The organism is Micromonospora musae, from assembly GCF_003626635.1.
Classification (GTDB): Bacteria; Actinomycetota; Actinomycetes; order Mycobacteriales; family Micromonosporaceae; genus Micromonospora; species Micromonospora musae.
In genome coordinates, this window is the sequence record NZ_RAZT01000001.1 from 242,646 (window position 1) to 265,422 (window position 22,777).

25 protein-coding genes and 1 tRNA gene are annotated in these 22,777 nt (G+C 72.5%); 5 read left to right on the plus strand and 21 right to left on the minus strand.

Features of this window, described 5'->3' with window-relative positions; all coding sequences use genetic code 11:
* Positions 1 to 29: 29 nt before the first annotated feature.
* The 9 genes from odhI to D7044_RS01180 all read right to left on the minus strand — a co-directional run bounded on the left by odhI (position 30) and on the right by D7044_RS01180 (position 6,824).
* Positions 30 to 482 carry an oxoglutarate dehydrogenase inhibitor Odhl gene (gene odhI, locus D7044_RS01140; protein WP_007071101.1) on the minus strand — a complete coding sequence of 151 codons (453 nt, stop codon included), beginning with the start codon at positions 480 to 482 and terminating at the stop codon, positions 30 to 32.
* A gap of 214 nt (positions 483 to 696) precedes the next feature.
* Complete coding sequence (gene gcvH, locus D7044_RS01145; protein ID WP_120687672.1) at positions 697 to 1,077, minus strand: glycine cleavage system protein GcvH; 381 nt, start codon at positions 1,075 to 1,077, stop codon at positions 697 to 699.
* 56 nt (positions 1,078 to 1,133) lie between these two features.
* Positions 1,134 to 2,066: a DUF881 domain-containing protein gene (locus D7044_RS01150; RefSeq protein ID WP_120687673.1), complete on the minus strand. Its 933-nt coding sequence runs from the start codon at positions 2,064 to 2,066 to the stop codon at positions 1,134 to 1,136.
* A 10-nt stretch (positions 2,067 to 2,076) separates the two neighbouring features.
* Positions 2,077 to 2,409, minus strand: a complete 333-nt coding sequence (locus tag D7044_RS01155) for a small basic family protein (RefSeq protein ID WP_076471715.1) — start codon at positions 2,407 to 2,409, stop codon at positions 2,077 to 2,079.
* Complete coding sequence (locus D7044_RS01160; RefSeq protein ID WP_120687674.1) at positions 2,406 to 3,338, minus strand: DUF881 domain-containing protein; 933 nt, start codon at positions 3,336 to 3,338, stop codon at positions 2,406 to 2,408. The genes D7044_RS01155 and D7044_RS01160 overlap by 4 nt, the downstream gene beginning before the upstream one ends.
* Positions 3,335 to 3,964: a CDP-alcohol phosphatidyltransferase family protein gene (locus D7044_RS01165; RefSeq protein WP_120676493.1), complete on the minus strand. Its 630-nt coding sequence runs from the start codon at positions 3,962 to 3,964 to the stop codon at positions 3,335 to 3,337. Before D7044_RS01165 ends, D7044_RS01160 begins: the two co-directional genes overlap by 4 nt.
* Before the next feature lie 325 nt (positions 3,965 to 4,289).
* Entirely contained in the window at positions 4,290 to 4,760 is a 471-nt protein-coding gene (locus D7044_RS01170; RefSeq protein ID WP_120687675.1) for a MarR family transcriptional regulator, read from the minus strand.
* Positions 4,761 to 4,809: 49 nt separating this feature from the next.
* The gene (locus tag D7044_RS01175) at positions 4,810 to 5,979 is read right to left on the minus strand and encodes a PP2C family protein-serine/threonine phosphatase (protein ID WP_120676489.1); all 1,170 of its coding nucleotides are present in this window, start codon (positions 5,977 to 5,979) and stop codon (positions 4,810 to 4,812) included.
* A gap of 98 nt (positions 5,980 to 6,077) precedes the next feature.
* On the minus strand, positions 6,078 to 6,824 hold the full coding sequence (locus tag D7044_RS01180) for an SAM-dependent methyltransferase (protein ID WP_120687676.1): 747 nt from the start codon (positions 6,822 to 6,824) through the stop codon (positions 6,078 to 6,080).
* Positions 6,825 to 6,941: 117 nt separating this feature from the next.
* Between D7044_RS01180 and D7044_RS01185 the strand changes: the two genes are divergently transcribed.
* The 3 genes from D7044_RS01185 (at position 6,942) to D7044_RS01195 (ending at position 8,569) form a co-directional block, all read left to right on the plus strand.
* Positions 6,942 to 7,823, plus strand: coding sequence for a universal stress protein (locus D7044_RS01185; protein ID WP_120687890.1), 882 nt, complete (start codon positions 6,942 to 6,944; stop codon positions 7,821 to 7,823).
* Between the two features lie 72 nt (positions 7,824 to 7,895).
* Positions 7,896 to 8,108: a phosphatidylethanolamine-binding protein gene (locus D7044_RS01190; RefSeq protein ID WP_120676485.1), complete on the plus strand. Its 213-nt coding sequence runs from the start codon at positions 7,896 to 7,898 to the stop codon at positions 8,106 to 8,108.
* Complete coding sequence (locus D7044_RS01195; protein ID WP_120687677.1) at positions 8,105 to 8,569, plus strand: hypothetical protein; 465 nt, start codon at positions 8,105 to 8,107, stop codon at positions 8,567 to 8,569. Before D7044_RS01190 ends, D7044_RS01195 begins: the two co-directional genes overlap by 4 nt.
* Before the next feature lie 9 nt (positions 8,570 to 8,578).
* Here D7044_RS01195 and D7044_RS01200 read toward each other — a convergent pair whose 3' ends face one another.
* Positions 8,579 to 8,782 (minus strand): hypothetical protein, encoded by a 204-nt coding sequence (locus tag D7044_RS01200; RefSeq protein ID WP_120676481.1) that lies wholly within the window; start codon positions 8,780 to 8,782, stop codon positions 8,579 to 8,581.
* Between the two features lie 139 nt (positions 8,783 to 8,921).
* Between D7044_RS01200 and D7044_RS01205 the strand changes: the two genes are divergently transcribed.
* A complete protein-coding gene (locus D7044_RS01205; protein WP_120676797.1) occupies positions 8,922 to 9,575 on the plus strand; it encodes a hypothetical protein in 654 nt (217 codons plus the stop codon).
* A gap of 6 nt (positions 9,576 to 9,581) precedes the next feature.
* Here D7044_RS01205 and D7044_RS01210 read toward each other — a convergent pair whose 3' ends face one another.
* The 4 genes from D7044_RS01210 to D7044_RS01225 form a co-directional block, all read right to left on the minus strand.
* Complete coding sequence (locus D7044_RS01210) at positions 9,582 to 9,749, minus strand: amidophosphoribosyltransferase (RefSeq protein ID WP_187398980.1); 168 nt, start codon at positions 9,747 to 9,749, stop codon at positions 9,582 to 9,584.
* 173 nt (positions 9,750 to 9,922) lie between these two features.
* Entirely contained in the window at positions 9,923 to 10,876 is a 954-nt protein-coding gene (locus tag D7044_RS01215) for a D-2-hydroxyacid dehydrogenase family protein (RefSeq protein WP_120676477.1), read from the minus strand.
* A 362-nt stretch (positions 10,877 to 11,238) separates the two neighbouring features.
* Positions 11,239 to 12,216: an aldo/keto reductase gene (locus tag D7044_RS01220; protein ID WP_120676475.1), complete on the minus strand. Its 978-nt coding sequence runs from the start codon at positions 12,214 to 12,216 to the stop codon at positions 11,239 to 11,241.
* A 70-nt stretch (positions 12,217 to 12,286) separates the two neighbouring features.
* Positions 12,287 to 13,180 carry an MBL fold metallo-hydrolase gene (locus D7044_RS01225; protein ID WP_120687678.1) on the minus strand — a complete coding sequence of 298 codons (894 nt, stop codon included), beginning with the start codon at positions 13,178 to 13,180 and terminating at the stop codon, positions 12,287 to 12,289.
* A 109-nt stretch (positions 13,181 to 13,289) separates the two neighbouring features.
* Between D7044_RS01225 and D7044_RS01230 the strand changes: the two genes are divergently transcribed.
* Complete coding sequence (locus D7044_RS01230) at positions 13,290 to 13,715, plus strand: MarR family winged helix-turn-helix transcriptional regulator (RefSeq protein ID WP_120676471.1); 426 nt, start codon at positions 13,290 to 13,292, stop codon at positions 13,713 to 13,715.
* Positions 13,716 to 13,772: 57 nt separating this feature from the next.
* Here D7044_RS01230 and D7044_RS01235 read toward each other — a convergent pair whose 3' ends face one another.
* The 7 genes from D7044_RS01235 to fdh form a co-directional block, all read right to left on the minus strand.
* Positions 13,773 to 13,970, minus strand: a complete 198-nt coding sequence (locus tag D7044_RS01235; RefSeq protein WP_120331337.1) for a hypothetical protein — start codon at positions 13,968 to 13,970, stop codon at positions 13,773 to 13,775.
* 49 nt (positions 13,971 to 14,019) lie between these two features.
* Entirely contained in the window at positions 14,020 to 15,774 is a 1,755-nt protein-coding gene (selB, locus tag D7044_RS01240; RefSeq protein WP_120687679.1) for a selenocysteine-specific translation elongation factor, read from the minus strand.
* Position 15,775: 1 nt separating this feature from the next.
* On the minus strand, positions 15,776 to 17,080 hold the full coding sequence (selA, locus tag D7044_RS01245; protein ID WP_120687680.1) for an L-seryl-tRNA(Sec) selenium transferase: 1,305 nt from the start codon (positions 17,078 to 17,080) through the stop codon (positions 15,776 to 15,778).
* Between the two features lie 21 nt (positions 17,081 to 17,101).
* Positions 17,102 to 17,197, minus strand: a tRNA-Sec gene (locus D7044_RS32210).
* A gap of 56 nt (positions 17,198 to 17,253) precedes the next feature.
* Entirely contained in the window at positions 17,254 to 18,378 is a 1,125-nt protein-coding gene (gene nrfD / locus D7044_RS01250; protein WP_120676466.1) for an NrfD/PsrC family molybdoenzyme membrane anchor subunit, read from the minus strand.
* Positions 18,375 to 19,421: a 4Fe-4S dicluster domain-containing protein gene (locus tag D7044_RS01255; protein WP_120687891.1), complete on the minus strand. Its 1,047-nt coding sequence runs from the start codon at positions 19,419 to 19,421 to the stop codon at positions 18,375 to 18,377. The genes nrfD and D7044_RS01255 overlap by 4 nt, the downstream gene beginning before the upstream one ends.
* The gene (gene fdh, locus D7044_RS01260) at positions 19,411 to 22,680 is read right to left on the minus strand and encodes a formate dehydrogenase (protein WP_147434557.1); all 3,270 of its coding nucleotides are present in this window, start codon (positions 22,678 to 22,680) and stop codon (positions 19,411 to 19,413) included. Before fdh ends, D7044_RS01255 begins: the two co-directional genes overlap by 11 nt.
* Positions 22,681 to 22,777: the final 97 nt, after the last annotated feature.

A 22,777-nucleotide genomic window follows, 5' to 3' on the forward strand; every position in this document is an offset into this window, starting at 1 on the left:
CCCCGGTGACGTGGAGGCCGCAGGCTCGTTCACCCCCGGCCGGCCTCCTCCTCCGGACGCGGACCGGCGATGAACACCACCCGGAACTTCCCGATCTGAACCTCGTCACCATTGCTCAACGTGGCCGCCTCGACCCGCTCCCGGTTCACGTAGGTGCCGTTCAGGCTCCCCACATCACGAACCGTGAACGTCCCACCATCCCGGTGGAACTCCGCGTGCCGCCGCGACACCGTCACGTCGTCGAGGAAGATGTCACTGTCAGGGTGCCGGCCGCTGGTCGTCACATCGTGATCCAACAGGAACCGGGCCCCGGCGTTCGGACCACGACGGACCACCAGCAGCGCCATCCCGGGCGGCAACGAACCGGACATCCGGCTCGGCACCACATCGGTGTCCGGCCCCTCCAGCACTTCGTCGAGCGAACCGAGATTGAGCGTCGAAGTGACGTCGAGCGGGGGGAACTCGTCGTCTGGGCGCGTCATGGGACCACCTCACGGATCTGTTCGGTCGGCGTCGGGTAATGGCGGGTCTGGCCGCCGGGCAGTCGCACACCCGGCGGCTGGCTCCCCGTGCCCGGGAAGGCAATTCCGCAACGCTCAACTATTGGGTTCTCGGTCGACTGGGCGAGCCTAGCCAGCGCCGAAAAGCAGGGCAACCGGACGCGCGGACTCAACAAGCGCACCGGATCAAGCTCACTCAGCTCTCGGTCAACTCGCGGTACGCGCCCGCAGTAAGCAGCCCGTCCACCGCAGTCGGATCATCCGGCGTGATCTCCACCAACCAACCCGCACCGTACGGGTCAGTGTTGATCACCTCCGGGGTGTCGCCGAGCGCCTCGTTGCGCGCGGCCACCGTACCGCTCACCGGGGAGTAGATCTCCGACACGCTCTTCGTCGACTCGATCTCACCCAGCGACTCACCGGCCGCCACCACCGCCCCCGGATCAGGCAGCTGAACGAACACGATGTCACCGAGCGCGTCCTGCGCGAAGTGCGTGATGCCGACCCGGACCACTCCGGTGCCGTCACCCGCCACCCACTCGTGCTCGGCGGTGTATCGCAGGTCATCAGGAATCACAGACGCGTCCTTCATCCATCGCGCCACGGGCACCCGCCCGCAGCGGCCACGCCCGGTCAGGAAACCGGACGGGCGTGTTCCAGCTTGATCGGCGCGTGCAGCGCCGAAACCTCGGCAGCCTCACGATCCTCAACGATCACGTTACCGCCGTCACCCTGGACCGACGCGACCACCCCACCAGGAATGTTCAACGCCGTACGCATCGTCGCCGGATCACCGATCACCGTGATCGTGAACGGACCCGTCAACCGCCGCCCGTCCACCACCAACGAACCGTTCTCCCCGTCCAGGAAGTACGTCGACGCGATGATCCGCACCGAGGCCCGATCCCCACCGGAGATCTGCATCGCCTCCCCGCCGGCGCCCCGCAACTCCTGCACCGCGTCCAACACCCGCGTCGCGGAGATCGGCTTCGCACCCGACTCGAACCGCACCGCCAGACCAGGACCCGTCGCCGGCAACGTACCCGCCAGGATCCCCAGCTCGTCCGCCCGCCGCGTCGCCTCGTCCAACGCCGCCTGCCGACCCTGCTCACCCGAGCGCAACTGCCGCTGACTCTCCTCCAGCCCGGCGATGTCCTGCCGCAACCGGTTCTCCCGCGCGTCCAGATCCGACAGGATCCGCACCAGGTCCTCCTGACGCGTCACACCCGCCGTCGGATCCGTCGACGTCGTCCGCAACTGCACCACCAGGGTGAACCCCAGCAACGCCAACAACGCGGCGATCATCACACTCGCCGTCGACACCCGCGACCGGCCCCCACCGGCCGGAGCCGCCGCACCGTCACCCGACGACACCGCCGCCGCGCCCTCAGCGGGCTCCGCCCCGGCCCCGTCCTCAGCCGGCTCCGTACGCGGAACCAGCGGACTCAACTCGTCCGGATCCGGCGCGTCCGGCCGCGGATCCGGCTCACCACCCGGCCCCGCCGGACGCTCCGGATCCGCCGGCTTCGGCCAACCCGTACCCGTCTCGGTCTGCTCCTCGCTCATCGCTTAGAACCTACGCCCGGAACAGGTGCCGACGGATCGCCGCCACGTTCCCGAAAATTCGCACCCCGAGCACGACCACCACACCAGTCGACAACTGACCACCCACGCCCAACTGGTCACCCAGATACACGATCAAGGCCGCCACCAACACGTTCGAGATGAACGACACCACGAACTGCTTGTCATCGAAGATCCGGTCGAGCTTCGCCCGCACCCCACCGAAGACCGCGTCCAACGCGGCCACCACCGCGATCGGCAGGTACGGCTGCAACGCCGCGGGCACACTGGGGTCGAGCCACACCCCGAGAACCACACCGGCGAGCAACGCCAGCACCGCGATCATCGACCACCTCCGGAGGGGCTGGGAGACGTCCCTGAGTCGGTCGACCCGGGACCGGCGGACCGGTCACCCGACGGCGAGGCGCTCGGGTTGTCCGATGGTTCCGCGTAGCGTAGCTGCGGCTCAGGAGCGGCCGGCAGAGTGAGGTCGTCGGCCTCGCGGACCCCGAACGACAGCCCCGTCTTCTCGGCCACCTCCCGCATCAACGCGGCGTTGCGGCTCTGCTCGAAACGGCGCTTCATCGACCCCGGCCCGATCGCCGACACCTCGTACGGCCCGGTCACCGGACGGAAGTCGACCAGGATCGCCTCCCCCGCCGAACGGATCGTCGACGTCGCCGTCAACCGCTGCCCGTTGATCGAGATCGCCTCCGCGCCCGCGCTCCACAGGGCGTTCGCCACCCCCTGCAGATCGCTGTAGAGCACCCGCGGCGGACCCGCGCCCGCACCGGTCACCGCGTCCGCGTCACCAGGCGCGTCCGCCAACCGGACCACCACCCCGTCACCACGAACCCGACCCAACCCGGTACCCGCCTCCAGGTCACGCAGCCGCGCCGCGGCCGAACCGCTCAGCGCCGCGTCCCGCTGCCGGCCGACCTCCTCGCGCAGCTCGTCGGCGCGCGCGGACAACTCGTCGGTCTCCCGCTCCCGCTCCTTGACCTGCGTCACCAGACCCGAACGCGCCTGGCTGCGCCCCGGCTCGTCCTCCATCGTCTGCCGGTACGCCACCGCCAGCAGAAAGCCGAGCACCACCAGCACCACCACGGTCACCGTCCGGGCCGATCGGCTGTGCCACCTCGACGGCGGATCGACCTGACGGCGCTGCGCCGCGGCCGCGTACCCCGGCTCCAACGGATTACGGAACAGCTCGGTCAGGAAGTCCGGCGCGTAGACGCGGGACGGGCGTTCCCGTTCGTCCCGGCGCACGCTCACGCCGCCGCTCCCGCGCCGCGCGCCGCGCGGACCAGCCGGGCGGCCTGGATCACGTACATGGCGCCGGCCACCCAATACAGCGCCAGGCCCCACCACGCCAGCCCCCAGCCGAGGGCACCGGCCACGTCGGCGGCCCCGGGGACGGCGGCGGCGAGCAGCAGGGTCGGGAACGCGGCGAGCAGGATGAAGGTGGCGGTCTTACCGACGTAGTGCACCGGCGGGGGGCCGTACCCGAACCGGCGCAACACCCCCAGCGAACCGAGCAGCAGCAGCTCCCGCGCGAGCAACGCGGCGGTGAACTGCCACGGCACCACCTCGCGGGCGGTGAACCCGGCCAGTGTGGCGAGGATGTAGAGCCGGTCGGCGAGCGGGTCGAGCAACTCCCCCAGCCGGCTCACCTGGCCCAACCGGCGGGCCACCCAGCCGTCGACCCAGTCGGTGGTGCCGCCGACCGCGAGGACCACGAGCGCGGCGACGTCGGCGTGCGCGCCGAGCAGCAGGTAGAGGAAGACGGGCACGCCGATCAGCCGCAGGAAACTGATCAGGTTGGGCACGGTGAGCACTCGTCCGGTGGCCGTGCCGCCGGAGGCTCCTGGTTGCCCTGCCTCAGCCGGCCGACGCGACACCGAACCTCCTTGACGACACGCCCCGGCACCCGGCCGAGGTCGGGCGCTGCGGAGGACGTGCGCGTTGTCGGGCCGGCCACCGCCGGCGCCCTCTGCCGGCCCCGTCGAACGGGACCTTCGCCTGAAGTCGGCCCGCGATCGGTGATCGCGGGCCGAGTGAACTGCGCTGCCACTATATCGGGCTGCTCGCCCGGTCCGACCGCCGTGACCGTCGGCGCTTCGGTTCGTTTCGGTGTGGCGCGTGCCACCACCCGTAAGGCATCCTAGGACACTAGGGGTAGATCGGGCACCCGTTCGGTCGCCGCACCGCCCGCGCCGACGCGGCTCAGGCCGTCCGTACCGTCGCATCCTTCTGCTGCTCGCCCGCCTGGAGCACCGCCGCCTGCTCGAAGGCCAGCAGGCCGAGCAGCAGCTCGCTCTGGGCCCGCACCGGCATCCGGTCGAGCACGGCCTGCACCGCCCGGTGCCGCCGCTCGGTCAGCTCGCGCAGCACCTCCTCTCCCGCGGCGGCGGGCAGCAGACGCACCTCGCGGCGGTCCCGGGGGTCCGCCGCCCGGCGGAGCAGTCCGGTCGCCTCCAACCGGTCACAGAGCCGACTCGCCGACGACGGCACCACGTCCAGCAGCTCGGCCAGGCGGTTGACGTTCGTCTCCGACCTGGCGCAGATCAGCGACAGCACGCGCAGCTGCGTCGGGGAGACCGAGAGCCGGTGCCGGGAGGCGGCGGTGTCCAGCACGTCGACGAGCGCTTCGGCGGCCGCGTCGATCGCCGCGGCGAGATTCGGAGGTCGCTCCATCCGATGTCCCCTGCCATCGTCCCGCTCGCGGCCCGGCCGCGACGGTGCCTCATCCGGCGTCCCGGCCGCGGACACCGTGCCAGTCCAGGCAGACCACGACGGCGTCGTCGCGCAGATCGCTGTCCGCGTGGTAGGCGTGCAGTTCGCGCATCACCGTACCAACTGCCTCGGTCGCCGGCTGCAACCGTGTGGAGCGCATCGCCCGCGCCATCGCGCGCTCGCCGTACGGTTCGCCGCCAGTCGGGCGGGCCGCCCAGACACCGTCGCTGACCACGAAGAGGCGGTCACCAGGGAGCAGCGCGAACTCCTGCAGGTCGTAGCGGGCCTCGGCGAACATGCCCAGCGGCAGCTGCTGGTCCAGCGCGATCGGCTCCACCGTGCCGCCCCGCAACCGCAGTACGTGCGGCGATCCGGCATCCACCGCCCGCACCTCCCCCGTGGCCGCGTCGAGTTCGAGCAGGAGGGTCGAGACGTACCGCCGTCCGCGGTGCTGGTAGTGCAGCGTGTCCGAGGCGAGCTCGGCCTGCTCCGCCAGGCCGCCACCCGAGCGGCGGGCGTTGCGCATCGCGTTGACAGTGGTCACGGTCATCAGCGACGCGGCCAGCCCGGTGCCGTCGCCGTTGAGCACCGTGACGGTCAACCGATCACCGTCCAGGGACCAGTCGAAGTGGTCACCCCCCACGGTGTACGCGGGCTCGAGCTGACCGGCGAGGTGGAACGCGGGGTGCGTGACGCTGCGCCCGGGAAGCAGCTCCCACTGCAGCTCCGCCGCCATGCTCAGCCGTTCGCGTCGGCGTGCCCGGCGGTAGCGGTCCGTCTCCCGGTCGGCGGCGCGCAGCGCCACCGCCAGCGCGCCGGCGATGTCGACGGCCCGCTCCTCGACCTCCGGGCCGGGCGCGCCGGGCAGCTCGATCACGAGCACGCCCACCCGGTCCCCCCACACCGACATCGGCAGGAACACCCGGCACCCGCCCTCGTCGGCGGCGAGGACCGGCCGCTGACTGCTGAAGCAGCGCTGCGCCGCCGCCTCGCCGGCCACGGAGGAGCCGAGCTCCTGGTCGAGCACCGGCCAGAGACCGTTGATCCGGTAGTCGGCGATGAGCACCTCGGTGCGGCTGGCGCCCAGCACGGCGCGGATCGCTTGGTCGGCGGCCTCCACCAGCTGGTCCGGCGGGGCCGCCCGCAGGGCGCGTGACACCGGATCGGGGCCGTCCACCATGGTTGTTCCTCCGGAAAATTTGCTATGGGGCAAGCATCATACGGAGAGCCCACAGCAGCCGGGCGGCCCGGTGGCCCGTCCCGGCGGAGGGAACGTCCTCAGTGGTCCCCGCGTACCGCGACGGCGCCGTAGAAGGCGTCGGGAACCGACGCCGGCGTGCCCTCGGGCCGCCAGTCGCTGACCGCGACGACGCCGTCCTCGGTGGGCGTCCAGCGGCCGAGCAACGCGGGGAAGTCGGCGGGCGGACGCATCCGGAACGCCGGGCCCATCATCGCCAGCGCCTCGGGGTGGCCGGCCAGCTCCTCGCTGTCGAAGTCGACGGCGAGGCAGCTGCCCGGTGCCGCCGCCGCGTAGAGCTCGTCGAGCGTCCGGGCCAACGTCTCGTCGTCGAGGAACGCGGCGAGGCCGAGGAACACCACCCCCACCGGTCTCCTACCCCACCCCGGCACGAACCGGTGCAGCTGGGCCGGATCGATCGTGCCGATGTCGGTGGCGTCGCCGTACCCGTAGCCGGCCCGGTCGCTGCCGGCGAGGATGCGCTGCCCCAACCGGATGGTGACCGGGTCGACGTCGGTGTAGAGGACCGTCGCCTCCGCCGCCACCTCGTGCACGTTGCCCATGGTCGGCACCCCGGCCCCGAAGACCAGGAAGCCGTCCACGCCGCGCGCGGCGATCGCCCGCACGGACCGGCCGAGGAAGGCCCGCAGCTCGCGGAAGATCTGCGCGCACGGCCCGTACGCCTGCTCGAAGGCGCCGGCCGCGGCCACGTCGACCGGGAAGTGGTGGTCCCCGCCGAGCCAGAAGTCGATCATGCGCCCGGTGCTCGGCTGATCGGGTTCAACCATCGATGACGCTCCCTCCCGCGGTCGTCGCCAGCGTACCGATCGGGCGTCCTGCGCGGTATCGCTCCGCCACCACCACGCCGGCCGGAATACTGACCGGCAGGGGGCGGGAGGTGCATGGTGAACTCGTCGGACGGCGCGGCGGTCGTCGTCGGCGTGGACGGTTCCGAGCCGGCGCTGCACGCCGTGCGCCTCGCCGCCGCCGAGGCCGCCCGCCGGCAACGACCGCTGCGGGTGGTCCACGGGTTCATCTGGCCCCTGCTGCACGTACCACTCAACGCGCCGGCCGGCGCCCCACCCGGCGGCGGACTGCGCGACCAGGCGAAGCAGATCGTCGCGGCGGCGGTCGCCGAGGCCGAGACGACCGCACCGGACGTCCGCGTCTCCGGCGAGATCATCGACGGCGAGGCCGCCGCGGTGCTGCTCGGTGAGACGACCACCGCCGCGATGATCGTCCTCGGCGACCGCGGGCTCGGCGGGTTCTCCGCCCTGGTGGTGGGCTCGGTGGCGATCCAGGTCGCCTCGTACGCCGACTGTCCGGTGCTGGTGGCCCGCGGCGCGCCGCGCTCCGTCGGGCCTGTGGTGGTCGGAGTGGACGGTTCCGAGCTCTCCACCCTCGCGCTCGACTTCGCCGCCGACGCCGCCGACGCCCGGCGGACCGACCTGCTGGCGCTGCACGCCTACCGGCACCCCACCTCCAGCGGCCCCGGCGACATGCAGCCCCTCGTGTACGACCAGGGGCTGCTGCACAGCGAGCAGGAGCAGGTGCTCGCCGATTCGGTCGCCGGTCTCACCGAGCGGTACCCGGGGCTGCGCATCACCCGGCGGGCGGTACGTGCCCGTCCGGGCCGGGCCCTCACCGACGCCTCCCGAAACGCCCAGCTGGTCGTGGTGGGTGGGCAGGGGCGCGGTGAGTTCACCGGGTTGCTGCTGGGATCGGTGAGTCAGTCGGTGCTGCACCACGCGGACTGCCCCGTCGCCGTGGTACGCGCCCCGCACTGAAGCACGGTTGCCGGCCACGGCAACGGGTAAGCGTCGCGGAGCCATCGGCGACAGCGACCGGAGGAGGCAGCGATGCCAGGACCACGGCCCGGCAGTAACGCGTACGACAAGCAGCGCGCGCGGATCCGCAACGCGATCGACAACTCCGGGCGGCGCACGTCCGACGGTCGCGCGGACGAGGTCGCGAACCGGATCCTCCAGGAGGACCGGGGGCAGCGGGGCGTGATCCGCGGCGAACGGGTCTACGGGCCCAAGGGCGAACGCGAGCCGGGCGACCCGAAGTGAGGACGAGCGAGCTGACCGACGGCGCCATCGCCGGCGCCGTCGGCAGCACCGTCCTGAACGTGGTGACCTACCTCGACATGGCGCTGCGCGGCCGCCCGGCGAGCAGCACGCCGGAGCAGGTGGTGGACCGGGTGGTGGGCGCCACCCACCTCAGCCTGGGCTCGCAGGACCTGGCGGCGAACCGCCGCGCCGGGCTCGGGCCGCTGCTCGGCTACGCGACGGGCGTGGCCGCCGGCGTCGGCTTCGCGCTGGTGACGCGCGGGCGCCGCACCCCTGTCACCTGGGCCAGCGGCCTGCTCGGCGCCGGCGTGATGGCCATGACGGACGGGTCGATCACCGTCCTGAAAGTGTCCGACCCCCGCACCTGGCGGCGCTCCGACTGGCTCGCCGACATCGTTCCGCACCTGGCGTACGGACTGGCGGCCGCAGCCACCTGGAACCGGCTGCGACCGCCCACGTAGGTCGGGTTGTCAGCCCTTGGCGTCGCTCTCGTCCTCGGCCAGCTCACCGCTCGGGCCATACGGCGAGGCCTGCCCCTTCGGCACCGGCCGCCCCTCGTCGCCCCGCGACGATCCACGGTTGAGGGGGTGGCCGGTCGGCTGCGGGCCCTTGTTGTCCTGGCTCGTCGCGCCCCTGGCGTTGCGGCGGAACTCCTGCTGCTGTGGATTGACCACCGGTCTCTCCTTCCGGCTGGACGGCTCACGGCGTCGACCGCCTCCGCGTTGGGTTACCCGCCGCCGCCAGCGGCATTCGCCGACCGAACGGCGGGCGGTCGCGGGTGCTAGTCGGCCGGCGCAGCGGGTACACCGCACCGTGGGCGACGAACGGAAGACGACCCGGGTCCTGCTGGACCGAAGCGGACGCACCTACGCCGAGGAGGCCGGCATCCCGCTCGCCGACCGGCCGGCGCCGCTGTACCAGTTGCTCGTGCTCGCCACCCTGCTGAGCACCCGTATCCGGGCCTCGGTGGCGGTGGCCGCCGCCCGGGAACTCTTCGCGGCCGGCTATCGCACCCCGCAGGCGATGGAGCGGGCGAGCTGGCAGCAGCGCGTCGACGCGCTCGGCCGGGGCCACTACCGCCGCTACGACGAGCGGACCGCCACCATGCTCGGCAACGGCGCGCAGCTCTGCCTGGACCGGTGGCGCGGCGACCTGCGGCGGCTGCGCGGCGAGGCGAACGGCGAGCCGGCCGCGCTGCGCCGGCTGCTCACCGAGTTTCCCGGGATCGGACCCACCGGGGCGGACATCTTCCTGCGTGAGGCGCAGGCGGTCTGGGGCGATCTGCGCCCCTTCGCCGACCGGCGGGCACTCGCCGGGGCGAAGCGCGTCGGGCTGCCCACCTCGGCGGAGAAGCTTGCCGGGCTGGTCCGCGGCCCCGACTTCGGCCGGCTCGCCTCGGCCCTGGTGCGGGTGGCGCTCGACAAGGACTCCGCCGACGAGGTCAACCGGGCGGCGCGCGCCCGGTGACCCGTCCTACTTGGCGGCCGGTTTCGGCTTGGTCAGGTGCCACACCAGCAGCGAGGCGAGCAGGGCGAGCAGCACCAGCCCGCCGGTGAGCCCGCGGCCCTCCTCCGGGTCCCGGCCCGAGGTGCCGAAGTAGATCACCGCGAGCCCCGCGAGCACGGTCACAAACGTCCGCAACCCTCGGTCCTTCACAAGTCGGACGATACGGACGACCGGCGCCGGCCGGAGGCGAAACCGTACGTCATTCCCCCGTTCGGGGGGTGCGGCACTTGAGGCCAGTTCGATCTTTAGTGGCTCAGCCAGGTCCGGCGACAGTGGCCGGGGCATGGCTGAGCCACTGCCGGAGTGAGTCAGGCCAACACTCGGATCGGACTGCCGTCGAGGAAGGCGCCGATGTCGTCCACCGCCTCACGGAAGAACATCGCGTAGTTCCGATCGCTGACGTAGCCGAGGTGCGGCGTGGCGAGCACGTTCGGCAGCGTACGGAACTCGTGGCCGACGGGCAGCGGCTCCTTGTCGAACACGTCGAGGCCGGCCCCCGCGATGCGCCCCTCGCGCAGCGCGGCCGCCAGGGCGGACTGGTCGACGATGGCGGCCCGCGAGGTGTTGATCAGGTAAGCGGTGGGCTTCATCAGGGCCAGCTCCCGCGCGCCGACGAGCCCGCGCGTGCGGTCGCCGAGCACGAGGTGAACGGAGATCACGTCGGAATCGGCGAGCAGGCCGTCCAGGCCGGGGGCCAACCGCGCGCCGGCCGTTTCGGCTCGCTCCCGCGTCAGGTTCTGGCTCCAGGCCAGCACGTCCATGCCGAACGCCCGCCCGACCGCGGCCACCTGCGACCCGATCCTGCCCAGGCCGAGCAGCCCGAGGGTACGTCCGTGCAGGTCGGTGCCGACGGTGTGCTGCCAGGGCCCGTCAGCGCGCAGCGCGGTCGCCTCGGGCACCAGCTGGCGGGCCAGGCCGAGCAACAGCGCCCACGTCAACTCGACCGTCGAGGTCCAGCCGCCGCCTGTGCCGCACACCGTGACGCCGTGTGCCCGGGCCGCCTCCAGGTCGATGGCGGCGTTGCTCATGCCGGTCGTGACGAGCAGCCGCAGGTTGGGCAGCTGGTCGAACACCTCGGCGGGGAACGGCGTGCGTTCCCTCATGGCGACCACGATCTCGTAGTCGTAGATGGCCGCCACGAGCTCGTCGGTGCTGGTGAACGGCTCGCGGAAGCTGGTCGTCCGGACCCGGGCCCAGTCCGCCAGCCCGAGTGCCACCCCCTGGTAGTCGTCGAGGACGGCGCAGCGAGGATCAGTTGACATGACGAACAATTCTGCCTTCCAGGTGAATGAGGTGCTCAGCCACGGAGCTGACGGAGCGCATCCAATACTCTCGACCTCGTCTTCGATGCCCCGACCGACGTGATCCGGCACGCGGTGCTGGCCCGGACACGCCCTGCCACATCTGCTCAGCACTGGCACGCCAAGATTTGGCGGCCTCGGGCCGGTGGTGCGCAGCGTGCAGGCGCGATCGCGTATCTGCACGCTGCGCACCGGACCGCTCGACGAGGTCTTCGCCCGGCTCGACAGGCTAGGAACATTGTCGTTCAGAGCTTCTGACAGGGTTCCGATCGTGTGCGAGCAACAAGGGCGCGCCGGTCAGTTGCGGTCAGCGCCGGCTGGGGTCAGCGCTCCAGCAGGCGCAGGGCGGCTTCGTCGTGAGTTTCGCCGACAGCGGGCGGAAGGTTGTCGAGCTTCTCGATCTGCTCGGCGGTCAGCTCCACGGCGTCGGCGGCGCTGTTCTCCTCCACGCGTGCCACGCGCTTGGTGCCGGGGATGGGGGCGATGTCGTCGCCCCTGGTCAGCAGCCAGGCCAGTGCGATCTGCGCCGGGGTGGCACCCGCTTCGGCGGCGATCGCTTCGACCTCGTCCACGAGGCGCAGGTTGCGCTGGAAGTTCTCGCCGGTGAAGCGCGGGTTCTTCTTACGCAGGTCGGTCTCGTCGAAGCCACTGGTCGAGCGGATCTGCCCGGTGAGGAATCCACGCCCCAGCGGCGAGTAGGGCACGAAACCGATGTTCAGCTCGCGCAGCAGGGGCAGCACCGTCGCCTCCGGGTGCCGGGTCCACAGGGAGTACTCCGACTGCACGGCGGCGATCGGATGCACGGCGTGGGCCCGGCGAATCGTCTCCGGTCCGGCCTCGGACAGGCCGATGTGGCGGATCTTGCCTTCGGCGATCAGCTCGGCCAGCGCCCCGATGGTGTCCTCGATGGGCGTGTTCGGGTCGACTCGGTGCTGGTAGTACAGGTCGATGTAGTCGGTGCCCAGCCGCTTGAGCGAGCCGTCGACGGCGGTGCGGATGTTGGCCGGGCTGCTGTCGAGCTGACCCGGCTCGCCGCCCGTGTGCGAGATCATGCCGAACTTCGTCGCCACCACGGCCTGCTCCCGGCGGCCCTTGAGCGCCTTTCCGAGGAGCTCCTCGTTGAGGTACGGGCCGTAGACCTCGGCGGTGTCCAGGAAGGTGGCGCCCAGCTCCAGGGCCCGGTGGATGGCGCGGATCGACTCGGCGTCGTCGGTGCCGGCTCCGGTGTAGGCGTAGGACATCGACACCAGGCCCAGACCGATACGGGAGACGTCCAGGTCCCCCAGCTTTATGTGTTTCATGGCAGTTCTCCGTTACTAGGAATTCGAGCGACTTGCGGTCCGATGGTCGTGGCCGCAGCGGGTGGAACCGTCAGGCGACGGGAATCCAGGTGAACCGGCCGTCGGGGCGCCGCTCGGCGCGGCCGAAGACCACGTCGGCGAAGTGGTTGCCGTAGCCGATGGTGTCGGGGCGGCTCAGCTCCTCGACCAGGCGGTGGCGGTACTCGGCCGCATCGGCCGTGTCGTGGTCGATCCCACAGCCCCATTCGGGGTGGGTGACCTGGACCGGCGCGTGCATCGCGTCGCCGAACGCGATGAGCCGCCGGCCGCCGCCGGTGATGGTGTAGGTGGTGTGGCCGACGGTGTGACCGATCGAGAACGAGGCCCGTACGCCGGGGAAGATCTCCTCGCCGTCCTCGACCGTACGGACGAAGGGTGCGAAGGCGGCCAGGCGTTCCTCAGTCGCCCCGGCCCCGGCGGCCAGGTCGCGCCGCTCCCACTCGGGTGCCGCGACGAAGTGCGGGGCGTGCGCGAACGGCGGCGCATCGCTGCCGGGCTCGTTGCTCCACGCCCAGCCGAGGTGGTCGAGGTGCAGGTGGGTGATGGCGACGGCCTCGATGTCGCGCGGCTCACGGCCCAGCCGCCGCAGACCGTTCAGCAGCTCGCCGCCGTGGATGCCGCCCAGCATGGGGTTGGCCGGGTCGTCGGGGTGGGACTCGGGTCCGAAGCCGGTGTCGATGAGCAACGCCCGGTCACCCTGCTCAACCAGCAGTCCACCGACGGCTGCGGGCAGGAAGCCGCCGTCGTCGAGATGATCGGGATTGGCCGACCAGTCGGCGGCGGTGGCGTCGGGCAGCCAGCCGTGCGGCTTGCACAGGGCCAGCCCGTCCGGAACGTAGGTGATCTTCAGTTCGCCCAGCTGGAGCGAACGGACGCGCGGTGCGCTCGTCAGCCGTGCCCGGTCGAATTCGGATGTTGCGGTCATATGGCCCTACCTCGTGTTCGATGAGGTGCCGCCAGCCGGCGACAGGAGCCAAACGTTAAAGCTAGAACAACTATAGCTGCAACTATTTGAGTTGTAGTAAACTCGTCACATGGCCGACGAGCGCGAGACCCGCCCCCAAGCTGACCGCCAGCTGTGCGGACTGGTCAGAGATCTGGCCAGCCAGATCGAGGCCCACCTGCGGACCCGAGCGGCCACCCTCGGTCTGACCCCGACACAGGCCACCGCGCTGTGCGAGCTGACCCACCCCATGACCCTGCGCGAACTCGCCGACAGGATGAGCTGCGAGCCTTCCAACATCACCTTCGTCGCCGATCGCCTCGAAGGGCAGGGCTACCTGGAACGGCATCCACACCCCGACGACCGCCGTGCCAAGCAACTCCTCCTGACCCCCGAGGGCTCCGAACTCCGCGGACGCCTCGTCGAGTTGCTCTCCAAGGACTCCCCGCTGGCGCCGCTGGCCACCGAAGAGCAGGACGGACTGCGGCACCTCCTCACCCGCGCCCTCATCCGCTGACCCGTTCCGACGGGCAGCCGTGAGATAGGGACGGGTTCTCCGGAACAGGACGCCGGCTCAGTCGCTCTCCAGGTCGTCCAGCGAGATCGCGTGGGTCATCAGCCACCGCGCCAACGCCGACATCCCGAACAACCACAGCGGCGCGGACTCGGTGGTGCCGTTGGTCGCGAAGATGGCGAACCGCAGATCCGGCGCCCGATACGCCTCGATCCGCCACTTGTGCTGCTTGTCCCGCCAGACCGCGGAAGGGTCCATGGCGTCACCGTAGGTGACGGGCGGACACCCGCACGGCCGGATGACCGGCTCAGCCCACGACGATCCGGGCGTCGTCGGGCAACCGCCGGGTGGCACCCCGGCGATCCAGCAGCTCCAGCAGCGGCACCGCGACCCGCCGGGTCGTCTCCAGCGCCTGCCGCGCCGCGGAGAGAGTGAACGGCTGGGGCAGACCGGCCAGCACCCGTACCGCGTCGTCGAGCACATCGGGCAGCAGCACCACGTTCTCCGCCAGGCGCAGCAGCGCGCCGGCGCGGACCGCCGCCCCGATCTCCCGGGGCCCCAACCCCAGATCGGCCAGGCGGTCGGCCTCCGGCGCCTGGAACGGGCGGTGGCCGTACTCGGCGCGGATGCGCTGCACCGCCCGGGCCACCGGCGCGGGCAGCACGTCGACGGCCGCCGCGGTGACCCGCCCGCCCACCAACCGCAGCGGCGGCCGGACCAGCGCCTCCACCAACGCCCGATCCGGCAGGGCGAGCCGCTGCCGCAGCACCTCCACGGGCGCGCCCGGCTCCAACGGGTGTTCCCGGCCGTGCCGCGCCACCTCCTGCACCAGCCGGACGCCGAGGCCCCGCCAGTGCTCCGGGTCGGCCAGCCAGTCACCAGCGACCAGGGGCACGTCGACCGGCACCCCCATCCGGGTCAGGTCGGCGGCCCGGGCCAGCAGGCGTCGCCGCAGCTCCCCCGCGAGGTCGGCCCGGCCGTCCAGTCCGGCCAGGACGGCCGCGCGAGCCACGGCCGCGCCCCGGCGGACCAGCGGCGGGGGCGCCACGTCGAGCACGGTCACCCCGCCCGCCACGTGGTGGCGGCCCGGGTCGCGCAGCAGCGCCCGATCACCGATGAGCAGCGGCAGCGGCCGGGCCAGCCGCAGCCGGACGGTGTCCGCACCGAGCGGCCGGACCCGCACCGGCACCGCGGCCGAGCCGACGTGCAGGGTGAGGGTGCTCGGCAACTGCGCGGCCTCGTCGCCGGCGACCCGGACGTCCACCACCTCGGTGCGGTGGAACCGGCCCGGACTGAGCAGGGCGTCGCCGCGCGTCAACCGGTCCCGCGCGGTGCCGCGCAGGTTCACCGCCACCCGGGCCACCGCGGTGACCTCGGTGGCGGGCGCCCCGAGCATCTGCAGGCCGCGGACCCGCACCGTCTCGCCGGTTCCGGCGAGCTCCAACTCGTCACCGACACGCAGCCGGCCCGCGCCCAGCGTGCCAGTGACCACGGTGCCGCTGCCCCGGATCGTGAAGCTGCGATCCACCCAGAGCCGCACCGGGCCGCCGTCGCCCGGGGCCGGTAGCCGCGCGGTGAGCCGATCCAGAGCCGCCCGCAGCTGCGGCAGGCCCGCCCCGGTCAGGCCGCTGACCGCGACCGCCTCCACCGCCCCCAGCGAGGTCGCGGCGATCTCCGCGCGGGCCTGGGCCATCGCCGGACCCGGATCGGCCAGGTCCGCGCGGGTCACCGCCAGCAGGCCGTACGGCACGCCGAGGGCGTGCAACGCCGCCAGGTGCTCCGCGGACTGGGGCATCCACCCCTCGTCGGCGGCGACCACCATCAGCGCCGCCGGCGCCGGCCCCACCCCGGCGAGCATGTTCGGCACGAACCGCTCATGCCCGGGCACGTCGACGAACGCGACGGTGCCGCCGGAGGGCAACGTCGTCCAGGCGAACCCCAGGTCGATGGTCATGCCCCGACGGAGTTCCTCCGCCCACCGGTCGGGCTCCATCCCCGTCAACGCCCGGACCAGCGTGGACTTGCCGTGGTCGACGTGCCCCGCGGTGGCCACCACCCACACGTCAGTCGTCCTCCGGCACGGCCAGCACCGCCGCGCGTACCGCCTCGTCGGCCTCCGGCGGCACGCAGCGCAGATCCAGCAGCAGCCGTCCCCGCACCACCCGGCCGAGCACCGGCGGCTCGCCCGTACGCAGCGGCACCGCATACCACTCGGGCAGGCTCAACGCCCACGACTCCAACTCCACGCCGGGCGCGCCCCCGCCGCCGACCACCGCCACCGACGGCACCACCTCGGCCTTGCGGCCCTCCACGCCGAGCCACTCCCGCAGCCGCTCGACCCGCGCCCGCAGCGCACCGGGATCGGCGTGCAGGGCGGCCCGGGTCGGCGTGTCGATCCGGTGCAGGGTGGCTGCCAGCGCCGCCAGGGTCAGCTTGTCCACCCGCAACGCCCGGGCCAGCGGATGCCGGCGCAGCCGCTCGACCAGCTCGACATCGCCGAGCAGTAGCCCGGCCTGCGGCCCGCCGAGCAGCTTGTCACCGCTCGCGGTCACCAGGTGCGCGCCGGCGCGCAGCGTGCTGGCGGCGTCCGGCTCGTCCGGCAGCAGCGGGTCCGGGACCAGCAACCCGGAACCGATGTCGGCGACCACCGGCGCACCGAGGCCCACCAGCTCACGTACGCCGACCGCGGAGGTGAAGCCGGTGACCCGGAAGTTCGACGGGTGCACCTTGAGCACGAACCCGGTGCGCGGGCCGACCACGGCGGCGTAGTCGGCGAGGGTGGTGCGGTTCGTGGTGCCCACCTCGCGCAGACGGGCACCCGTGCTGACCAGCAGGTCCGGCAGGCGGAACCCATCGCCGATCTCGACCAGCTCGCCCCGGCTGACCACGATCTCCCGGTCGGCGGCGAGCGCGGTCGCCGCGAGCACGAGCGCGGCGGCGCCGTTGTTCACCACGTGCACGGCGGCAGCCGCGGGCACCGCGGCGGCCAGCGCGGCCAGCGCGTCCCGGCCCCGGCGGGCCCGCCGGCCGGTCGCCAGATCCAGCTCGACGTCGGTGTGCCCGGCCGCGGCGACCAGCGCGTCGACGGCCGGCCGGGACAGCGCCGCCCGGCCCAGATTGGTGTGCAGCACCACCCCGGTGGCGTTGAGCACCGCCCGGGGCGTCGGCGCCGGCAACGCCGCGACGGCCACGTCGCGCACCTCGTCGGGGCGGATCTCCCCCCGCCGGGCACGGTCCTGCGCGGCGGTCACCGCGGCCTTCACCCGATCGCGGCCGAGCACGGCCGTCGCGGCGACCAGCCCGGGGTCGGCGAGCAGCACGTCGGTGCGGGGTACGCGGCGGCGCGGGTCGGTCTGCCCGTCGCGCATCACGTCATCCCCCACAGTGGTTGGCGGAAGCGGACGGGAATCGAACCCGCCTGGCCCGGGTCCCGGACCACACCGGTTTTGAAGACCGGGAGGGGCACCAGCCGCCTGAACGCCTCCACGGAGCATTTGACCACAAGGGCCACGCCGCCGTGCGCGGAGGTCGAAAAGTCTTCTCAGTCGCCGGTCCCGGCGGCGGCCTGCCGCCGACGTTCCAGCCGCTCCCGCTGCGGCACCACCGTGTACCTGGCGTCGCGGGACGAGGCGACGCCGGCGTGGAAGACACCGAAGCGGGTGGCGAGCGAGGCGGCCAGCAGCGCGGCGCCGGAGATCGCCGAGACCAGCCGGCTGCGGCGGCCCACCAGCGCGCCGGCGGCACCCGCCACCGTGAGCGCACGGGCGGCGCTCATCAACCGGCCCGGCCGGCCGCTACGGTACGGCTCGGAGAGCAGGCCGAGCCCGGTCTCCACCCGGTGCGCCGCGGCGAGTTCGAGGGCCGCGCCGACCACCGCCATCCGGCGGGCCGGAGCGGCCTGCTCCGGCGGCGCGCCGATCAGCCCCACCGCGGCACCGCTGGCCAGCGCGCTGCCCGCGAAGAGGAACGGCAACTCCCGGTACGCCTCGTGCCACGACGGCACCGCGGTGTCGGAGAGCAGCACGGCGGTGTAGGTGGCCAGCGCCGGCGCGGTCGCCGCCGCAGCCAGCCCCGCCACCTGCCCGACCGGCGGCAGCACCCGCCGGGCCAGCCCGGACACCCCCCGCTCGGGCAGCAGCGGCGCCGCCTCCGCGACCGCGGCTGCGCCGGCGGCCGGACCGAACGCGGCGAGGATCCAGGTGCCCACCGACATCGGCGAGGTCAGCTTCGCCACCCGCAGCATGTGGTGGAACCGGGCCGGACGTCCCAGGTCCTCGATCAGGAAACCGGTGCTGGCCGCGACCGCGGCGAGCGCGGTGACCCGGCCCGCCCGGCGCAGCGCCGGCCGGTCGGTGAGCTGGCCGCCCGCCGCGAGCAACGACGCACCGGCCGCCAACCCGCCGGTGAACAGGTACGCGGCGATGGCCCAGTCCCAGACCGGCGGCTTGAGCACCGGCCGGCCGTAGTACGAGGTGAACTCGGCCTCGGGAACCCGCAGCTCCTCCCCGCCGCCACGGCGGCGCCCGCCGCGGCGACCCGAAGCGGCCGTGAGACCGGCGTCGCTCTGGCCGGAGAGCTGCCCTCCGGGCGCGCCGGAGCGGCCCCCGTCGAGCCGATCACGGAACCGGCGGAACCGGTCGCCGACCGGCTGGTGCTCCGAACTCACGAGGAACCTCCGACGAACGCGGCCACGGCGGCCGCCGCCACGGCCAGCGCCGCCAGGCCGGCCTTCTTCCACATCTTCGGCAGGTCCCGGGTGGTGACCACCGGATCCGGCGGCAACCCGTACACCTCCGGCTCGTCGAGCAGCAGGAAGAACGCGCCGTCGCCGCCGACCCCGTCGGCCGGGTCGTGACCGTAGAGCCGCGCCTCCGGCACACCCCGCTCGTGCAGGGTGGCGACCCGGGCCGCGGCCCGCTCGCGCAGCTCCTCCAGCGGCCCGTACTGGATCGACTCCGTCGGGCAGGCCTGCGCGCACGCCGGGGTCTTCCCGACGCCGATCCGGTCATAGCAGAGCGTGCACTTCCACGCGCGCCCGTCGTCCTTGCGCCGGTCGATCACGCCGTACGGGCAGGCGGAGATGCAGTAGCCGCAGCCGTTGCAGATGTCCTCCTGCACCACCACGGTGCCGAACTCGGTACGGAACAGCGAGCCGGTCGGGCAGACGTCCAGGCAGGCGGCGTGCGTGCAGTGCTTGCACACGTCGGACATCATCAGCCAGCGGAAGTCGGAGCGGTTCTCCGGCCCGGTGGCCCGACCCGGCGGCTGCGTACCGGGCATGCCGAGGAACTCGGGGCCGGCCGCCATCCGGGCCGCCGCCTCCGGCGAACCGGTCGGCTCTCCGGGCTCCGTGCCGACCGGGTTGCCGGTGGTCGCGCCGACCGCCGCCGACGACGGGCTGGTGCTGCCGTCGGTCGGGTTACCGGCGAACGGCGGCGTACGGTGCCCGGCCGGTCGGGGCTGCTCGACGAACGCGACGTGCCGCCACGAATTGGCGGTCAACGCACCGGTGTTGTCGTACGACATGCCGAGCAGGTCCAGGCCCGAGGTGGGCACGTCGTTCCACTCCTTGCACGCCACCTCGCACGCCTTGCAGCCGATGCAGACGCTGGTGTCGGTGAAGAAGCCCATCCGGGGCGGCGCGTCGGACCAACCGGCCTCCGGCGCCGGGTCGAGCGGACCGGCGAGACTGTTCGGATCAGGAAGCATCAGACGTCCCCGGGTCGGGCGGAGTGACCACCGGCGCATGCCGGTCCGGGCTCATGAAGGCCCGCCGCTGATAGTCCTCGACCATCTCACGCAGGGCCCGGCCGGTGGGCCGGCGGCCGGGCCGGACGTCACAGGTGCCCACCTTGCTCTCCTGGATCAGCACGTTCGGATCGAGGGTGATCCCGATCAGGTCGTTGGCCGAGTCACCGGTGACCAGCCCCTCGTAGCCGAAGTGGTACGGCAGCCACACCTGGTGGATCACCCGTCCCTCCACGCGCAGTGGCGTGAGCCGGTCGGTGACCAGCACCTTCGCCTCGATGGCCGCGCGGCCCGTGATCAGGTGCGCCCAGCCCAGATGCGTCAGCCCCACCTCGGCGGCCAGCTCCGGCGAGACCTCCACGAACATCTCCGGCTGCAACTCCGCGAGCGGACGCACCATCCGGCTCATCCCACCCGCGGTGTGGTGCTCGGTGAGCCGGCTGACCGTGAACACGTACGGGAAGATCTGGGCCTGTTCCTCGGGCGGGCTCGGGTTCACCGAGTTGATCGCATCCGGGTACACCTTGCGGCTCGGGTTCGCCTGCTGCCGGTAGAGCGGGTTGCGCATCGGCGACTCCGCCGGCTCGTAGTGCGTCGGCAAGGGCCCGTCGACGACCCCGCTGGGCGCGTAGAGCCAGGCCTTGCCGTCGGCCTGCATGACGAACGGGTCGTCACCGGCGATCCCCTCGGGGCCGGACGTGCCCGCCTTCGGCCGGTACGACGGCGGCTTCGTCTTCTCGAAGTCCGGCACGTCGTAGCCGGTCCACTCGCCCTTCTCCTCGTCCCACCAGATGTACTTCTTCCGCTCGCTCCACGGGCGCCCGTCAGGGTCGGCCGAGGCGCGGTTGTAGAGGGTGCGCCGGTTCGACGGCCACGCCCAGCCCCACTCGCCGGCCACCCAGTTCTGCTCGTGCCGGGACTTGCGGCGGGCGGCCTGGTTCACCCCGTCGGCGTAGACGCCGCTGTAGATCCAGCAGCCCACCGCGGTGGAGCCGTCGGCGCGCGCCTCGGTGAAGCCGCCCAGGGGGCGGCCGGTGGCCACGTCGAACCCGTTGATTTCACGCAGCACCGCCTCGGCGCTCGGCTCCGCGAGCGGGCCCTGCGTCGGGTAGTCCCAGGCCAGGTCGAGCAGCGCGCGGTCGCGGCGCTTCTCCGACCTGGCCAGCTTCTCCCGCAGCTTCCGCCCCAGGTGGTAGAAGAACCACAGCTCGGAGCGGGCGTCGCCCGGCGGCTCCACGGCCTTCTCGCGCCACTGGAGCATCCGCTGCGTCTGGGTGAAGGTGCCCTCCTTCTCCACGTGGGACGCGGCGGGCAGGAAGAAGACCTCGGTGCGGCACTGCTCCGGCGTGATCTCGCCGGTCTCCACCTCCGGGCCGTTACGCCAGAACGTGGCGCTCTCGATCATGAACAGGTCGCGGACCACGAGCCAGTCCAGGTTGGCCATGCCGAGCCGCTGCGCCCGCCCGTGCGCCGACCCGACGGCCGGGTTCTGCCCGAGCAGGAAGTAGCCCTTCACCTTGCCGTCGATCATGTTCAGCACCTGCTGGTAGGTGCCGTGGTCGCCGGTCATCCGCGGCATGTAGCCATAGCAGAAGTCGTTCTCCGGCGTCGCCGCGTCCCCCCAGTAGGCCTTCAACAGGCTGGCGCAGTACGCCCGCGCGTTGCCCCAGAAGCCCTTCTGCCCCGGGTGGTGGATGCTGTCCGCCCACTCGTCGAACGTCGGGTGCTTGGCGTGGTGCGGCATCGGCAGATAACCCGGCAGCAGGTTGAACAGCGTCGGGATGTCGGTCGAGCCCTGGATGCTCGCGTGCCCGCGCAGCGCCATCACACCGCCACCGGGACGGCCGATGTTGCCCAGCAACGTCTGGATGATCGCGCCCGTGCGGATGTACTGCACACCGACGCTGTGCTGCGTCCACCCCACCGAGTAGACCAACGCCCCGGTGCGTTCCCGCCCCGAGTTCTCCGTCCAGGCGCGGGCCAGTTCGAGGAACTTCTCCTGCGGGATGCCGCAGACCCGCTCCACCATCTCCGGCGTGTAGCGGGCGTAGTGCCGCTTCAGGATCTGGTAGACGCAGCGTGGATGCTGCAACGACTCGTCCCGCAGCACCTGCCCCGGGATCGGCATGCCGTGCGACTCGTGACGCAGCCCCGCCGCGGTGTCCCGCTCGTCGCTGGTGTCCATCGAGCCGGACTCGCCCTCCTGCCCCGCGTACTGCCAGCTGGTCTGGTCGTACGCGCCGGTCTCCGGGTTGAACCCGGAGAAGAGGCCGTCGCCCTCCTCGGCGTCGACGAACTCCTCACTGATGATCGTCGCCGCGTTGGTGTACGACAGCACGTACTCCCGGAAGTCCAGCCCGTTCTCCAGGATGTAGCGCACGACGCCACCGAGCAGCGCGATGTCGGTGCCCGCCCGGATCGGCAGGTACGTGTCGGCGAGCGCGCTGGTGCGCGTGAACCGCGGGTCGACGTGGAAGACCTTGGCCCCCCGCCGCTTCGCCTCCATCACCCACTGGAAGCCCACCGGGTGGGCCTCGGCCATGTTCGAGCCCTGGATGACGATGACGTCAGCGTTGGCGAGGTTCTGCTGGAAGTCCGTCGCGCCACCGCGACCGAAGCTGGTCCCCAGACCGGGGACGGTGGCGGAGTGTCAAATCCGCGCCTGGTTCTCGATCTGGAGCGCCCCCATCGCCGTGAACAGCTTCTTGATGAGGTAGTTCTCCTCGTTGTCCAGCGTCGCCCCGCCGAGGCTGGAGATGCCCAGCGTGCGGTTGAGTGGCCGGCCCTCGCTGTCGACGTCCTCCCAGGTCTCCTCGCGCGCGGCGAGCACCCGGTCGGCGATCATGTCGAGCGCGACGTCGAGCTCCAGGTCTTCCCACTCCGTCGCGTACGGCCGGCGGTAACGGACCTTCGTCTGCCGCAGCGGGCTGGTCACCAGACTCTTGCTGGCGGCGCCCTTGGGGCAGAGCCGGCCCCGGGAGATCGGGCTGTCCTCGTCGCCCTCGATCTGGGTGACCTGCCCGTCCTTGACGTAGACCCGCTGACCGCAGCCGACGGCGCAGTAGGGGCAGACCGAACGGGCCATGCTGTCGGCCGTCTCCGTACGGGCGGTCAGCTCCGCCGTGCGGGGCGATTGCGCGGCCGCGCCTCGGCCCAACGGGTCGGTGCCGGTGAGCTGCCGGTAGACCGGCCAACCCTCGATGAAGGTCCGGATACCCACTGCGACACCCCCTTCCGAACGCCGAGGCCGACTCCATGAACACTAGGCCAGCCGACGCGCCCGCGCGACCCGAGTCGGCGGAGAACCCCCGCGCGGA

Excerpts from the sequence above, each read along its gene's own strand:
- D7044_RS01170 (WP_120687675.1), bottom strand. The coding sequence starts at position 4,760 with ATGGAGCGACCTCCGAATCTCGCCGCGGCGATCGACGCGGCCGCCGAA.
- odhI (WP_007071101.1), bottom strand. The coding sequence starts at position 482 with ATGACGCGCCCAGACGACGAGTTCCCCCCGCTCGACGTCACTTCGACG.
- D7044_RS01225 (WP_120687678.1), bottom strand. The coding sequence starts at position 13,180 with ATGACCGCAACATCCGAATTCGACCGGGCACGGCTGACGAGCGCACCG.
- D7044_RS01235 (WP_120331337.1), bottom strand. The coding sequence starts at position 13,970 with ATGGACCCTTCCGCGGTCTGGCGGGACAAGCAGCACAAGTGGCGGATC.
- D7044_RS01255 (WP_120687891.1), bottom strand. The coding sequence starts at position 19,421 with ATGCTTCCTGATCCGAACAGTCTCGCCGGTCCGCTCGACCCGGCGCCG.
- D7044_RS01155 (WP_076471715.1), bottom strand. The coding sequence starts at position 2,409 with ATGATCGCGGTGCTGGCGTTGCTCGCCGGTGTGGTTCTCGGGGTGTGG.
- D7044_RS01175 (WP_120676489.1), bottom strand. The coding sequence starts at position 5,979 with ATGGTGGACGGCCCCGATCCGGTGTCACGCGCCCTGCGGGCGGCCCCG.
- D7044_RS01190 (WP_120676485.1), top strand. The coding sequence starts at position 7,896 with ATGCCAGGACCACGGCCCGGCAGTAACGCGTACGACAAGCAGCGCGCG.
- D7044_RS01230 (WP_120676471.1), top strand. The coding sequence starts at position 13,290 with ATGGCCGACGAGCGCGAGACCCGCCCCCAAGCTGACCGCCAGCTGTGC.
- D7044_RS01215 (WP_120676477.1), bottom strand. The coding sequence starts at position 10,876 with ATGTCAACTGATCCTCGCTGCGCCGTCCTCGACGACTACCAGGGGGTG.
- D7044_RS01180 (WP_120687676.1), bottom strand. The coding sequence starts at position 6,824 with ATGGTTGAACCCGATCAGCCGAGCACCGGGCGCATGATCGACTTCTGG.
- selA (WP_120687680.1), bottom strand. The coding sequence starts at position 17,080 with ATGCGCGACGGGCAGACCGACCCGCGCCGCCGCGTACCCCGCACCGAC.
- D7044_RS01220 (WP_120676475.1), bottom strand. The coding sequence starts at position 12,216 with ATGAAACACATAAAGCTGGGGGACCTGGACGTCTCCCGTATCGGTCTG.
- D7044_RS01150 (WP_120687673.1), bottom strand. The coding sequence starts at position 2,066 with ATGAGCGAGGAGCAGACCGAGACGGGTACGGGTTGGCCGAAGCCGGCG.